Raw genomic sequence first — 14,422 nt, 5'->3', positions numbered from 1 at the left:
CATTTCCCCGATTTCTTCTGGTTCACTATCGCGCGCTGGAGTGCAATGCGCTAGGATATGCTCTATTCGAGTGGAGTGCCTGCATGGGCAGGCGCGAATTGGGCAAGGAAGGAATCGCATGTCCGAACAACAGGATATCCTGACGATGCCCCACGAAAAGATCGAACAGATTCAGATCGAGGGCATCAAGCAGACCGTCATCAACTGTTACGAGCACATTCCCTTTTATAAGCAGTCGTTTGACGACGCAGGCTTCGATCCGTATGCCGTGCAGTCGCTCGAGGACTTGCAGAAGGCTCCGTTTGTAACCAAGCAGGATCTGCGCGATGCCTATCCGTATGGCATGCTGGCCGTGCCCCAGAGCGAGGTGCGCGAGATTCACATGTCCAGCGGTACCACGGGCGTGGCGACCGTAGGCGCCTATACCGAGCACGACCTTCAGATTTGGGCCGATTGCTTTGCGCGTGGCATTCGTTATGCCGACGGCACGCCCGATGACGTATTCCACGTATGCTATGGCTATGGCCTGTTCACGGGTGGCTTGGGCGCTCATTATGGCGGCATCGCTGCGGGCTGCACCACCATCCCCATGTCGGCAGGGCAGACCGAGCGTCAGATTCGCATTCTGCGCGAGATGGGGTCTACCATTCTGGCGTGCACGCCCAGCTATGCCATGCACATTGCCGATACGGCTATCGAAATGGGCATCGACCCGGCCAAGGAATTCACGCTGCGTGCGGGCATTCACGGTGCCGAGCCCTTCAGCGATAACTTCCGCGCTGAACTGGAGCGCAAGCTGAACTACAAGGTGCTCGACGTGTATGGCCTTACCGAGACGATGGGCCCGGGCGTGGCCGTTGAATGCCTCGAGCAGAACGGCCTGCACATTGCGGAAGACCACTTCTACTGCGAAATCATCAACCCTGAAACGGGTGAGGTTCTGCCCGACGGCGAATGGGGCGAGCTGGTCATCACTACGCTCGACCGCGAGGCGTCGCCTGTGGTGCGTTATCGCACGCGCGACATCACGCGCATCATTCCGGGAGAGTGCGCATGCGGTCGCACGCACCGTCGCATCGACCGCCTGCATGGTCGCACCGACGACATGCTCGTCATTCGCGGCGTGAACGTGTTCCCCAGCCAGATTGAAGACGTTATGCGTACGTTCCCGCAGGTAAGCAGCTGGTACGTTATCGAGCTCACGCGCAAGGGTTCCATGGACGTGGTAACGTTGAAGGTGGAACCGGCAGCCGATTTCGACTTCGACGAGATTGCCGCGCTGGAACGCGTGCAGCGTAGCATTCAGTCCGAACTGAAGAAGGCCCTGGCCGTGGCCGTGCAGGTGCGCATCGTGGAGCCGAAGAGCATTCCGCGCAGCGAGGGCAAGGCCAAGCGTGTCATCGACAAACGAGAGGGGATTCGCTAATGATCGATCAGCTTACCGTTTTCCTCGAGAACTCCGAGGGTCGCTTGGATGCTCTGGTGCGCACGCTGGGCGCTGCGGGCATTAACATGAGCGCGCTTACCATCGCCGATACGGCTGACTATGGCTTGGTGCGCATTATCTGCAACGAACCCGAACGTGCGGCGGACGTGCTGCGTGAGAATGACTTCCGTGCGCTCGTTACCAAGGTGAGTGCCATTGAGGTGCCGAACCATCCCGGCGGGCTTGCCAGCCTTCTCGATACGCTGGCGAAGATGGGCCTGAACATCGAGTATGGCTACTGCTTCTCCGTGAATGGCGACAAGGCCGTCGACGTGCTGAAGATTGCCGGCACGAAGGAAGCCGAACAAGCGGCCAAGGCGCTGGAAGAAGCGGGCTTCAAGCCGCTTACCCAGGAGGATCTGCTGTAGCGCATTGCGCAGTTGGAATTGCTGAAGGAAGGGCTGTTCGGTGCGAACCGGATGGCCCTTCGTTATTCTTGGGGCTGCTCTTCGGGTTGGTTTGCGTCGTCGAGCGTGACGAATGCGTATTCAATCTCGTCGTGGAGTGCCTGCTTGGTTTCTTCCAGCTTGTCCTTCTTCAGCTCGCATTCCCAAATAACGACGACGTGCCAGCCCTCTTCTTCTAGCTGGGCGCGCACGCGTTCGTCGCGCTCGCGGTTGCGCGTGAACTTTGCATTCCAGTAGTCGAGGTTCGACTTGGGCGTGGTGGCGTGCTTGCAGCCCTCGTGGTGGTGCCAGAAGCAGCCGTGCACAAAGATGGCAATCTTGCGGCCGGGGTAGGCGATGTCGGGGTGACCCACGCATTTCTTCCAGTCGCAACGATAGCCCGACCAGCCCATTTCGCGCAGCATGCGGCGCACCAGCAGCTCGGGCTTGGTGTTTACGCGCTTGTTCGCGACCATGACGTTATGTACGGCTTCAGAAACCATGCGCGCCATGATAGCATTCCTGCGCTGCGAGCGCTGTCGCCTGGGCGTTTGCTCACATGAATGCCGTTCGCGGGCAAGGCTAAAGCTTTTTTAGGAAACCTTTAAGGTTGCTTTAAGGAAGCTTGGGCATACTGTAACCACAGACAGCGGGAGGCACCCCAGACCCCCTCATACCCCTCCTCTCGTTGCTGGCTATTAGCCTCGCGCACGCACACTCGCGGGGCTTCTTTTTTGCCCGAATAGGGCTCGATTGCATGTCGTCCGTTGTGTTTTCGAATGTCGTTGGACTCCTCGGCCATCTCGCCGCGTAATCCCAATGCTGCTTAAGGCGCTTCCTTTGCGCTTCGCTTTTTGACATCGCATGGAAACCTGAAAGCGGTTGCCCGCCCATGGGCGACGGCTGTTAGAATGGCGTACGAGAAACAAGAAACGAAGCTACGCACGCAACGAAGAGGTTTGGTTATGGCGTTTGTTCATTTGCACAATCACACGGAATATTCCCTGCTCGACGGTGCCACAAAGGTAAAAGCCATGGTCAAGCGTGCGGCTGATCTGGGCATGCCGGCCGTTGCCATTACCGACCACGGCGTCATGAGTGGCGTGCCCGAACTCGAAGATGCTTGCATGGCCCTGGAAAAGGAAACGGGCCAGAAGGTCAAGCCCATCTTTGGCTGCGAAGTCTACTTCACCACCGACGACGAGCTGAAGAAGGAAGGCAAGCCCAAGCTGTACCACATGGTGCTGCTGGCCAAGAACAACGAGGGCTACCACAATCTGGTGAACCTCGTCAGCGAATCGCACGTCGACAACTTCTACTACAAGCCGCGCACCACCTATGCCATGCTGCAGAAGTACGGCAAGGGCATCATCGGTACCACGGCCTGCATCGCCGGCATCGTCCCGCGTCTGCTCGACGTGAACCAGTACCAAGACGCCGTGGAATGGGTGCGCAAGCTGTCTGCGTGCTTCGAGCCGGGCGACTTCTATATCGAACTTCAGAACCAGGGCATTACCACCGACCATGGCAAAACGCAGACGGAATTGAACCATCAGCTTGCCGGCATCGCGCGTGACCTGGGCCTGAAGACCATTGCTACGAACGACTTCCATTATCTTACGCACGAAGACGCCGAAGCGCAGGACATCATGCTCTGCATTGGCACGGGCAGTAAGGTCGACGACGTCGATCGCATGCGCTTCTCGAACGACCAGTTCTATATGAAGACGGAAGAGGAAATGCGCGCCGCTATGGCCGAGTTCCCCGAAGCATGCGACAACACCGTCGAGCTGGCGGAAAAGTGCAACGTCGTGCTGGAACGCGACTCCATTCTGCCGCGCTTCCCCGTGCCCGAAGGCGAAACCGAAGTCTCATGGTTCCGTAAGGAATGCGAAAAGGGCCTCATCAATCGCTATGGCGAGGGCAAGGCCACCAATATGGAAGAGCTGGGCAAGATGCGCCCCGACGTTATCGAGCGCTACGAGCACGAGGCCGGCGTTATCATCCAGCAGGGCTTCCCCGCGTACTTCCTCATCGTGCAGGAATACATCATGTGGGCCAAGAACAACGGCATCGGCGTAGGCCCAGGCCGTGGCTCCGCTGCTGGCTCCATCGTTACGTATGCCATGGGCATTACCGACCTCGATCCGCTGCCGTATGGCCTGCTCTTCGAACGTTTCCTTTCCGTGGAACGTGTCGAGATGCCCGATATCGACGTCGACTTCGACGACCAGCATCGCCAGGACGTTATCGAGCACGTGCGCGAGTTCTACGGCGAAGACCACATCTCGGGCGTTATCACGTTCGGCAAGCTGCAGGCGAAGAACGCCGTGCGTGACGCCGCGCGCGTGCTCGACTACCCGTATGCGGTGGGCGACAAGATTTGCAAGCTCATCGGCGGCGAAATCGGCATCACCATTCAGCAGGCGCTCGATACGAACCCCGACTTGAAGGACGTCTACGAGCACGACCCCGATTGTCAGGCGGTAATCGAAGCCGCCCAATCTATCGAAGGCCAGGTGCGTGGCGAGGGCGTGCATGCCTGCGCCACCATCATTTGCCGCGACCCGCTCTCCGACCATGTGCCCGTAAAGCGCGATACCAAGGGCGGCGGCATCATCACCCAGTACGACGGCCATTACACTCCTGAGCTGGGCCTACTGAAGATGGACTTCCTGGGTCTGCGTACCCTGGGCGTAATTTCTCGCGCATGCGCCAACGTGAAGAAGCGTCACGGCATCGAGATTGACCCCGGTAAGATTCCGCTGGATGATCCCGAGAGCTTCAAGCTCATGTGCGGCGGCAACATGGACGGCCTGTTCCAGGTGGAAGGCAACCTGTACGTTACGCTGTTCGCGCGCATGAAACCGCGCCGCTTCTCCGATATCGTTGCATCGATTGCACTGAACCGACCGGGTCCTCTGCAGAACGGCTTCGTCGACGACTACGTCGATCGCGTAAGCGGCAAGAAGCCCGTAAAGTACTACGACGATCGACTGCGTCCCATTCTTGAGGAAACGTACGGCACCATCGTCTATCAGGAACAGTTGATGCAGATCTCCATGGCCATGAGTGGCTTCTCGGCAGGTAAGGCCGACAAGCTGCGTAAGGCAATGGGTAAGAAAAAGCTCGAGGTCATGAAGGCCTTGGAAGAGGACTGGAACAACGGCGCCGTGGAAAACGGCTACTCGTTGGAGGTTTCGAAGAAGATCTGGTCCGACGCCGAGAAGTTCGCACAGTACGCGTTCAACAAGTCGCACTCGGCTTGCTATGCCGTGCTGGTTATGCGCACCGCATACCTGAAGGCGCATTACCCGAACGAGTTCATGGCCGCTGTGCTTTCCAGCTACCTGGGCAGCAACGACAAGCTTATTCACTACATCGCTAGCTGCAACGGCAGCGGCATCAAGGTACTGCCGCCCGACATCAACGAGTCGAACCTGGAATTCACCCCTGTCGACGAGGGCGTGCGCTTCGGCCTTGCCGGCGTGCGTGGCGTAGGCGAAAAGGTCGTAGAGGACATCATCGCCGAGCGCGAGAAGGGTGGCGCGTACACCAGTCTGCACGATTTCGTGCGCCGCATGGATGCGCGCAGCTACAACCGCAAGACGCTCGAAGCCCTGATCAAGGCAGGTGCGTTCGACAGCACGGGTTACACGCGTAAGCAGTGCATGCACTTCCTGGACGATACGCCGCTGCTGGAAAACGCTGCGCGTCGTCAGAAGGACCGCAATGCCGGCCAGATTTCCATGTTCGACATGTTTGCCGATGACGAGGATTCGGGTTTCCATGAGGAAGTGCCCGAGCCCGATGGCATCGAATGGGACAAGCGCACGAAACTGAAGTTCGAAAAGGACATTCTGAAGATCTACGTAAGCGACCATCCGCTGCGTCCGTACGAGAGCAAGCTGCGTAAGCTTTCCAAGTTCCGTATTGGCGACCTGGCTGAACGTGAGCGCGATATCAAGAACTCTACGTTTGTGGGCATGATTTCCGCTGCGGCCACGAAGCTCACCAAGAAGGGCACGCGCATGGCTACGTTTACGCTGGAAGACACCACGGGCCACGTGGAATGCGTTTGCTTCAAGTACGAAGACTACGCCGATGCCATCCGGGAAGATGCCATTGTGAAGATCAAGGGCAAGTACGAAGCTGGCGATCGCAATCAGCTTATGGCGTTCGAGGTCTCTCTGCTCGACCTGGGCGAAAGCGAAGAGGACGCACCGCCGAAAACGCTGGGCATCACCATTCAGCAAAGCGATTTTTCGCAGCAGAACATGCAGTTCCTCACGCAGATTTTGAAGAAGTACCCCGGTCGCGATGGCGCTGTGCTGTTCGTGCGCCAGAACAATGGCCAGAAGTTTCGCGCGGAATTGCCGCTCACGGTCGACGCGCGCAATAGCGGTTTGTACCGCGAGCTGTATTCGCTGTTCGGCCGCGAAGTCTGGAGCGCTGCATCGTAATGGCTACCATGGCGCTGCTGCTGCAGTACAACGGCGCGGGCTACCACGGATTCGCCACGCAGAAGCCGCATAATGGCCGCGACCTTGCCACGGTGCAGGGCGAATTGAACCGCGCACTCGAGGTGTTGTACCGTCGTCCGGTCGATACCACGTGCGCGGGCCGCACTGATGCGGGTGTGCATGCGTTGGGCCAGGTCATTAGCTACGATGTCTCGGAAGAAGAGCTTGAAACGCGCACTCCGCGCGTTCTGCTTCGTTCGCTGAACGCGCTTACTCCGGAAGATATGGGCGTGCGCGATGTGTGGCAGGCGGCCGATGGCTTTTCGGCGCGCTTCGATGCGCAGTGGCGCGAGTATCGCTACTACCTTTCCGTGGGGCCCCTGCCCCCGCTCGTCATGGCTGATTTCTGCTGGCATTTGCGGTGCGAGCCGCTCGACATTCAGGCTATGAATGAAGCTGCGCAGTACCTTATCGGCGAGCATGATTTCAAGAGCTTCTGCCTGGCTGCCAGTGCGGTGGGGAAGCCCACGTGCCGTAACGTGCTCGATTTGAGCGTTGCTCCCGTTCAGATTGCCGGTCAGGATCTGGTTTGCATTCGCGTGGTGGGCAGTTCATTCTTGCATTCCATGGTGCGCACCATTGCTGGAACGCTTGTTGCCGTGGGGCGCGGCTTGCGCGAACCCGCATGGGTCGATAGCGTGCTCAAAGCGTGCTCGCGCGATGCCGCAGGAGAAAAAGCACCTGCTCAAGGTTTGGTCTTTTGGCAGGTGGGATATGAGGGGTACAATAGGCACCTAGGGTAGAGATATCAAAGGAACGCCTATGCTATTCCGTAAGCGTAAGAAGAAGGACGCGAAAGAGGCGTCCGAAGTCGTGGAAAGTGCCGTCGTTTCCGCGAACAGTTCAGTGGTTGTATATGGGGGAGATGGCAACTCTGCGTCGGCGGGCGAGCAAGCCACCGCGCAACAATCCGTAGATTCCAGTGCGCCAGAAGCGGCTGCGTCTGTGTCTCAGGCGCCGGTTTCCGCTGCTGCGCCGCAGGCCCAGCCTGTTGCGGGCGAGTCTGCGCAAGGAGCTCAGCCTGCAGCGGTTGGCGCCGAGCCTGCTCCTGCTCCTGCGCAGGCGGCTCAGCCAACGACGGCCACTGCCGATCCTGCGTCCGCTCCCGCACAAGCGACCCAACCCGCGGTCGCGGCCTCGCAGGGTGGTCAACCCGTTGCGGTGAATGCTCCTCAAGCGTCGCAGCCCGCAGCCGCCAATGCTGTACAACCCACGTCGCCTGTTGTGGTTCCCATGGGCGAGAAGGTGATTCCCCTTGCTTCGCCTGGCGAAGCCGTGGTGGGTAGTATTGCTTCGGCGCTTGCCGCCGAAGCTTCCGCGGAGCCGGAACAGCCCCAGTCTGCAGCTCCTCAGGGCGATGCGCCCGTAGATGCAGCCTCGTGGGAACGTGTGGCTTCCATTGCGCAGAAGCTCGAGCATTCTCCGGCGTCTAATGCCGAGCTGGCTGGTCTTGCCGTCGAGCTCGAGCGCATCGTTGCGCGTAATGTTCCTTCGGAAAGCACCTATGCGGCCCAGTCGAGCCGTGCGCAAGGCCATGACACCACGTATGCGGCGCAGGCCGCAACCGCCAAGTCGCTTGGCTCCACGTATCGAGCTCAGGTGGCTCATGTGGAAGAGCCGCAGGAAGAGCCCGTCTCGGATCAGACTGAGGTCATCAAGCCCGTTACCGCTGCGGAAGAACCTGTTTCGCAGTCTGCGCCTGCCGCCGAAGAAGTAACTGAAGCGCAGAAACAGGACGCAAGCACAGATGCTTCCGAGCAACAGCCCGCAGCCGCTCAAGCCGCTGCGGAATCCGCGGCTCCCGTTCAGGCTGTCGCGTCTGCCCAGCAGGGTGCAGAGGCAGAGTTGCCTGCGCAGCAAGCTGCGGCGACGAATCAATCCGGGGAAGCCGTAAAGCCTGCGGAGGCCGAGCCGGTGGCGCAGCAACCCTCCGAGGGTAGTGCGCTCGCGCAGCAATCTGCGTCGCAAGAGGCGCAATCTACCGCGCATTCCGAGGGCGTGCTTCCCGATTGGGCTCCTTCCGACGACAAGGCCCAGGAACTGGTCGATAGTTTCTTCAATGCGCCCGTCGACGACGATGCTACGAGCCCGTTTGTCATTCCGCGTGGTCAGCATGTGCAGACGCAGGAACCACTCGTGTTCCGCGGCGCCATGGCCGATGCGGCCTCCGGCGAACAAGCGCCTGCCGCCCAGCCGAGCGCTCCCGTTCAGGAAACCTCTGTTCCTACGACGGAGTCCGAGCAGCCCTCTGCGACGCCCCAGGCCCCTGCGGCCGAAGCACCTGATGCTGCTCCGAAGGCCGCTGAGCCGTTGAGCCCCGTGGTCGAAGCCCCCGCGGCGAGCGAGCCTGCTGCCAAGGTGCCTGCGGAAGCCGAGTCGGTCGCAGCTGCTGTCGAGCAGCCTGCGGCAAGCGAACCCGCGCCCGCTGCCGAGTCTCATGCTCCGTCGGGTCGCGTGATCAAGTTCGAGTCGTTGGGCTCTGCCGAAGTGGCTTCGCTGTCTTCGGTGCTTTCCGAAAAGCCTGCGGAACCCGCTTCCGCCGAAGAGGTTGTCGAAAACGTGCCGGTGGCCGAGGTGCCCATTCCCGACCAGGTGGTTCAGGAAGTGCTGGGAGTGTCCGCTCCTGCGCCTGCTGAGCAGGAAACGTCCGAGCCGGAGATTTCCTTCCTGGAGGCCGAAAAGTCCATTGGCCTTTCGATGTCCGAGATGGTTGAGCTTGAATCGCTTGGCGAAGCCTTGAAGAAGCAGCTGAACGTCGCTCCTGCGGATGAGCCCCAGGAAGAGTCTGTTGCTCCCCATGCCGAAAAGACGATCGCGCTCGAATCGGTGCCGGGTTTGCATTTGGAGTCCGTTGCCGAGGTGCTGGGTCGTAGTGCGGGTGAGCAGGCCGCGCCTGAGCCCGCTCAAGCGGAGCAAGTTGCCGTATCGACGGAGCAGGCGGCAAAGCCGGCTCCCGCAGAGCCCGAGCCTCGCGTTATGCCCTCGTCGCTCGCTGCAGATTCTGCATCGACTGGGCAGGCGCAAGAAGAAGCCCAATCCACGGACGAGCCTGTACAGCAGGCCGATTCTGCATCGTCGTCCATTGCTGCGGCGTCTGCGGCTGCAGGCGCCTTTGCACGAAGCATTTCCGAACCGCTTCCGCGTCTGCGGGTCAACGAAGACAATGTCGTTTCTGTTGCCCAGGACGAGCCTGCCGTTCAGGCTGCTGCTTCTGAAGCTCCGGCTGTCGAAGACGACGAGATCGTGAAGTCGCTCTTTGCCGCCGAGCGCGAAGCCGAGGCGAAGAAGGAGGCCGAGCGCGCTGCTCAGCAGGCTGCTGCGGCCGTTGCCACCGAGTACGAGCCCAAGGATGGGTCATTTGCCATTTCCGCCGATCAGGCAGCACCTGCATTTGCGCCCGACGGGACGCTTGCAAGCGATGCCCTGGGTGAAGAGGTGTCCATCGTTTCCGAAGAGGAATCTCCCAAGCCCGAAGAGGTCGCCGAGAGCGTGGAACGCGAGCGTCGCAGGTATGCGGGTTTCCCCGAACAGGAAGCTGCGGGTGCCCTCGACAGCACCGAGCCGCGTGCGGCAAACATGCCCTCGTTCGTTTACGTAACGGCGCCCGCATTCGAACCCGAGCAGGGCACTGAACGCCCCTTGAATCCTTCGTACGAGCGCGATCGCCATGCTGCTGCCGATTACGAGGCAGAGCGCAAGGCCGCTGAGTTGCGTAATCGTGCGGTCGAGCGCCTCATCGCTGAGGGCTCCACCCTGTCTTATGACACTTCGTTCCCGCCCGTTGACTACGATGCCTTCGAAGAGGCTCCCAAGAAGAAAAAGAAGAAAGGCAAGAAGGACAAGGACAAGAAGGGGAAGAAGAAAAAGGGCAAGAAAGGTAAGAAGATGAAGAAGGAAAAGGACAAGAAGCGCGACAAGCAGAATCGCGACGATGATGCTCCCGCAACCTTCCGTCAGCTGTATGCGTCCCGCGATGGCAAGCTGGCCATCTACGAAGATGCCGAAGGTCATATCATCTCGGTAGATACGAATCGCCTTTCCTAGCCGTTCTCGTACAGTCTCTCGCGCCCGTGCTGGCTTTTCGCCGCACGGGCTTTTGCGTTTGTGGAGGTGGGGCGGCGTGAACAAGGGACGGGCGTTCATCGTTTCTCCGCCAATTATCACGTCGTTTCCGCGTTTGATGCTGATGTCGTGCTACTTTTGCGCCCTTAGTTGCCCACCGCGCAAAAAGACGTGCCTGTTTGTAAAAAATTCGCCGTTCTGAACATCCTTGAGCCCAATTTGTCGAGGTTCGAAAATGCCGACCTGGGGAAACGTGCTTCGGGGTTGCGAAGTTGGCAGGTTTGGGGCGCGTTGACTCCGAAAAAATGTTCAGAACGACGAATTTTTGCAATTTTGCCTCGCGTTTTTGCCAAGCGAACGTGGGATGAGGCCGGTTCGGGGAGTGGTATATTCGGGCCAGGGAAGTATATGGGTTGGGAGTGGGCATGCGTACATTGAGTTGGTTTGCACGTTTTACTGGTGCTTTGGCGTTGTGTTTGGCGTGCTCGCTCGCGTTCGTTCTTGCCTTCGAGCCGCACGTGGCGTTCGCGGCTGAGCAATATGCTCCCGAAGATGCCTACTCCTCCGACGGCGAAGATGTTTCTCTTGTCGACGAGGGCGACGACGGGCTTTCCCTTTCCATTCAATCCATTCCCTCTTCGTACGGAAGCGATCGCACGCTTATCGTGGCGCTCGATCCCGGGCATGGTGGCAGCGAAAATGGCGCGGTGTCTTACGTTGTGGAAAAGGATGTGAACTGGGAAATCGCCCAATACTGCAAGGAAAAGCTCGTGCAGTATCCGAACGTGCGCGTGGTGCTTACGCGTGGAAAGAACGAGACGGTTTCCTTGAACGAGCGTACGGCACGTGCCGTGGCGGCGGGGGCCGACGTAATCATTTGCCTGCACAACAACGCCCAGGGCGAAGACACGATAGGGGCTTCGGGCTATCAGGTGTATCACCAGTACGTGGAAAGCGGATACAGGCTTTCCCGTACGGCGACGCCTTCACGCGCCATTGCCGAGGAGATTGCCGCCCAGTTGCAGGCTGCGGGCGTGCATCCGCAAGATCCTGCGTACAACGGCTTGAAGATTCGCCTGTCGAGCGGCGATTACTACCCCGACGGATCGCTGACAGACTATTACGGCATGCTGCGTATCCCGCGCAAGAACAACCTACCGTCGGTGCTCGTTGAGCATATGTACGTGGACAGCCCTGAAGACGGGCCCCTTTTGCAGCAAAAGTCGTGGTTGAAGAAGCTTGGCTATGCTGATGCAATCGGCGTCATGGAATACTACGGCTATGATGCGCAATCGTGGGCAGATGCCTATGATTCTCGTACGACCAATCGCATGTATCGCCTGTACAATCCGAATTCGGGCGAGCATTTCTATACGGCAGTCGAAAGCGAGCGCAATACGGTGGCGAAAGCCGGATGGGTGTACGAGGGCATTGGATGGGTGGCCCCGAAGGAAAGCTCCACGCCAGTCTACCGCTTGTACAATCCGAATGGGGGAGACCATCACTACACCACGAGCGAAGACGAGCGCGACCACTTGGTGAGTGTGGGTTGGAACTACGAGGGTATTGGCTGGTATTCCGACGACGCTCAGGCGGTGACCATCCTGCGTGAATACAACCCGAATGCCAAGTCGGGCGCCCACAACTTCACGGCAAGCGCCTCGGAGCACAAGAATCTTGTCGGCCTCGGCTGGCGCGACGAAAAGATTGCCTGGTATGCCGTGGGTGCCGCGTAGTCAACGCCTTCCATGAAAAGGCCTCGCTCCCAGGGGAAGCGAGGCCTACAAGTCGCATGAACGTCGTTGCGTTACGCAACAACCTTTTCGGGTACCGTGCGGTCAACGAAGTAGATGCGGTACCACATGAGGAACATGAAGATGATCCAGATCTTGCGCGTGTTGTCGCGCGTTCCGGCCTTGTGCTCGTCGAGCAAGCGCATGAGTTCGTCGGTGTTGAAGAACTGCTGCGCTTCGGGGCCGGTGAACCATTCCTTTACCTGGTTGTAGTACGTGTCCTGACGCAGCCAGCCCACCACGGGAACGGGGAAGCCAAGCTTCTGCTTCTGCGCCCATGCCTGCGGGATGGCGCGCTCGGCGGCCTGGCGCAGCGTGAGCTTGCTCTGCTCGTTGCTCACTTTCAGGCGCGTGGGGATGGTAGCGGAGACGCCAAACACCTGTGTATCCAGGAACGGCACGCGGCTTTCCAGCGAATGTGCCATGGCCATCTTGTCGGTCTTCAACAGAATGTCACCCACCAGCCAGAACTGCGTGTCCACGTACTGCATGCGCGTGGTCTCGTCCATGTTGGCAACTTCGGAGTAGGCCTTGGCCACCACTTGCTGCGGCGTGGGAAGGCTCTCGGGCAGGTGCTTCAGCAGCTTCGCGCGTTCGGCCTGGGAAAACGCGACGCCGTTTGCGTTCGTGTAATACCAGTCTTCCACGCTTTCGCTGGCGCGGCGCAGGTAGTTGGCTCCGCGAATGCCCAGCTTGCCCAGCACGGCGGCGCCAGCGCGCAGCAGCGGTTTGGGGCACCAAGACAAACGCGCGTTGGCGCACGGCGTTTCGTATACGCGGTATCCGCCAAAGAACTCGTCGGCGCCTTCGCCCGAAAGGACTGCCTTTACCTTCTTGGCCGCAATCTGGTCCACGAAGTACAGGGCTACGGCACTGGGGTCGGCGGAGGGCTCGTCCATGTGCCACTGCACGCGCGGTAGGCTGGCCCAGTACTCTTCCTCGGTGATGTGCTTGTGGTCGTTGGCAATGTGCAGCTCATCGGCCAATTCGCTGGCCCACGAGATCTCGTCGCGCTCGCCTTCGTACTCGGCGAAGCCAACGGTGAACGTATGGATGTCGGGGTTTTCCTTGGCAAGCAGCGCAGCCATGTAGCTGGAGTCGATGCCCGAGGAAAGGAACGAGCCAACTTCTACGTCGGCGACGTTGTGGTAGCGCACGCTTTCGCGCATGGCTTCGTGGATTGCCTCCACTGTGTCGGCCTCGTTGCGGCTCTCGTCGAAGTTGTACGTGGGATGCCACCAGCGCTCGACTTCGACTTCGCCATTCGCGCGAACGGTCAGGCAGTGGCCCTGCGGCAGTTTGAAGATGCCCTTGAAGAACGTTTCGTCCAGGGCGCTGAACTGGAAGCACAGGTACTGAGCCAGCGCCTCTTCGTTCAGCTGGCGTTCATAAGCGGGGTGCTCCAGGATGCACTTGATTTCCGATGCGAAAATGAACTGGCCCTGCTGCTGCGTGTAGTAGAAGGGCTTGATGCCGAAGTAGTCGCGTGCGCAGAAGAGCTCGCCGGTGGCGCGGTTCCAAATGGCGAATGCGAACATGCCGCGCAGACGCGTGAGGGTGTCTTTGCCCCAGGCCAGGTAGCTGGTGAGCAGCACTTCGGTGTCGGAGTTGGTGCGGAACGTCCAGCCGTTTGCTTCAAGCTCGGCGCGCAGGTCGCGATAGTTGTAGATTTCGCCGTTGAATACGATGGCGAAATCGCCCGTGGCCAGCATGTCCTCTTCGGTGCCGCACGGCGTGCCGTCCAGCTGGCGCGCGGGCGAGGTGATGATGGCCTCGTGCTCGCCAGTGGAGCGCACCATGGGCTGGTTGCCACCCGCAAGGTCGATGAGCGAAAGGCGGCGGTGGCCCAATGCGATATCGCCGTCGATGTACTGGCCTTCTCCGTCGGGGCCGCGATGCGCCATGATGTCGCACATGGCCTTTAGGGTTTCGGTGCTATCGGAACGCTTGTTTGCGCCGGTAAAACCGCAGATGCCGCACATAGGCAGAACTCCTTCGATTCGATTGCTGTGCGATATGGTACCGCGCTGGCGTTCGCGAGTGGTTAAAACGGGGTAAAACTGCATATTACGCGCGGGTGCATTGTTATGTGTATTTCGGCTTTATTAATTCACCGCGGAATAGAATCGCATCGGTGTAGACGCATTACTCTGTATATAATAACGGGATGCT

8 protein-coding genes are annotated in these 14,422 nt (G+C 59.5%); 6 read left to right on the top strand and 2 right to left on the bottom strand.

Annotation, left to right across the window (positions count from 1 at the left end):
- The first annotated feature begins 118 nt into the window (after positions 1 to 118).
- Together AAY81_RS07845 and AAY81_RS07840 are read left to right on the top strand one after the other, a co-directional pair.
- Positions 119 to 1,426 (top strand): phenylacetate--CoA ligase family protein, encoded by a 1,308-nt coding sequence (locus AAY81_RS07845; RefSeq protein ID WP_066663593.1) that lies wholly within the window; start codon positions 119 to 121, stop codon positions 1,424 to 1,426.
- Positions 1,426 to 1,854 carry an ACT domain-containing protein gene (locus tag AAY81_RS07840; RefSeq protein ID WP_066663587.1) on the top strand — a complete coding sequence of 143 codons (429 nt, stop codon included), beginning with the start codon at positions 1,426 to 1,428 and terminating at the stop codon, positions 1,852 to 1,854. Before AAY81_RS07845 ends, AAY81_RS07840 begins: the two co-directional genes overlap by 1 nt.
- Positions 1,855 to 1,916: 62 nt before the next feature.
- On the opposite strand, the gene AAY81_RS07835 is transcribed toward AAY81_RS07840, so the two are convergent.
- On the bottom strand, positions 1,917 to 2,384 hold the full coding sequence (locus tag AAY81_RS07835; RefSeq protein WP_066663584.1) for a very short patch repair endonuclease: 468 nt from the start codon (positions 2,382 to 2,384) through the stop codon (positions 1,917 to 1,919).
- Between the two features lie 453 nt (positions 2,385 to 2,837).
- Here AAY81_RS07835 and dnaE point away from each other — a divergent pair, with 453 nt between their 5' ends.
- The 4 genes from dnaE to AAY81_RS10265 all read left to right on the top strand — a co-directional run bounded on the left by dnaE (position 2,838) and on the right by AAY81_RS10265 (position 12,193).
- Positions 2,838 to 6,335: a DNA polymerase III subunit alpha gene (gene dnaE / locus AAY81_RS07830; RefSeq protein WP_066663581.1), complete on the top strand. Its 3,498-nt coding sequence runs from the start codon at positions 2,838 to 2,840 to the stop codon at positions 6,333 to 6,335.
- On the top strand, positions 6,335 to 7,138 hold the full coding sequence (truA, locus tag AAY81_RS07825) for a tRNA pseudouridine(38-40) synthase TruA (RefSeq protein ID WP_066663578.1): 804 nt from the start codon (positions 6,335 to 6,337) through the stop codon (positions 7,136 to 7,138). The genes dnaE and truA overlap by 1 nt, the downstream gene beginning before the upstream one ends.
- Before the next feature lie 19 nt (positions 7,139 to 7,157).
- The gene (locus tag AAY81_RS07820; RefSeq protein ID WP_066663569.1) at positions 7,158 to 10,439 is read left to right on the top strand and encodes a hypothetical protein; all 3,282 of its coding nucleotides are present in this window, start codon (positions 7,158 to 7,160) and stop codon (positions 10,437 to 10,439) included.
- Between the two features lie 482 nt (positions 10,440 to 10,921).
- The gene (locus AAY81_RS10265) at positions 10,922 to 12,193 is read left to right on the top strand and encodes an N-acetylmuramoyl-L-alanine amidase (RefSeq protein ID WP_169815805.1); all 1,272 of its coding nucleotides are present in this window, start codon (positions 10,922 to 10,924) and stop codon (positions 12,191 to 12,193) included.
- 71 nt (positions 12,194 to 12,264) lie between these two features.
- Here AAY81_RS10265 and asnB read toward each other — a convergent pair whose 3' ends face one another.
- Positions 12,265 to 14,232 (bottom strand): asparagine synthase (glutamine-hydrolyzing), encoded by a 1,968-nt coding sequence (gene asnB, locus AAY81_RS07810; RefSeq protein WP_066663567.1) that lies wholly within the window; start codon positions 14,230 to 14,232, stop codon positions 12,265 to 12,267.
- Positions 14,233 to 14,422: the final 190 nt, after the last annotated feature.

It is taken from the genome of Denitrobacterium detoxificans, assembly GCF_001643775.1.
Lineage (GTDB): Bacteria > Actinomycetota > Coriobacteriia > Coriobacteriales > Eggerthellaceae > Denitrobacterium > Denitrobacterium detoxificans.
This window is presented reverse-complemented; position numbering and strand designations above follow the sequence as displayed.

Coding starts and splice junctions, on each gene's coding strand:
- dnaE (WP_066663581.1), top strand. CDS start 2,838: ATGGCGTTTGTTCATTTGCACAATCACACGGAATATTCCCTGCTCGAC.
- AAY81_RS07820 (WP_066663569.1), top strand. CDS start 7,158: ATGCTATTCCGTAAGCGTAAGAAGAAGGACGCGAAAGAGGCGTCCGAA.
- truA (WP_066663578.1), top strand. CDS start 6,335: ATGGCTACCATGGCGCTGCTGCTGCAGTACAACGGCGCGGGCTACCAC.
- asnB (WP_066663567.1), bottom strand. CDS start 14,232: ATGTGCGGCATCTGCGGTTTTACCGGCGCAAACAAGCGTTCCGATAGC.
- AAY81_RS07840 (WP_066663587.1), top strand. CDS start 1,426: ATGATCGATCAGCTTACCGTTTTCCTCGAGAACTCCGAGGGTCGCTTG.
- AAY81_RS07835 (WP_066663584.1), bottom strand. CDS start 2,384: ATGGCGCGCATGGTTTCTGAAGCCGTACATAACGTCATGGTCGCGAAC.
- AAY81_RS07845 (WP_066663593.1), top strand. CDS start 119: ATGTCCGAACAACAGGATATCCTGACGATGCCCCACGAAAAGATCGAA.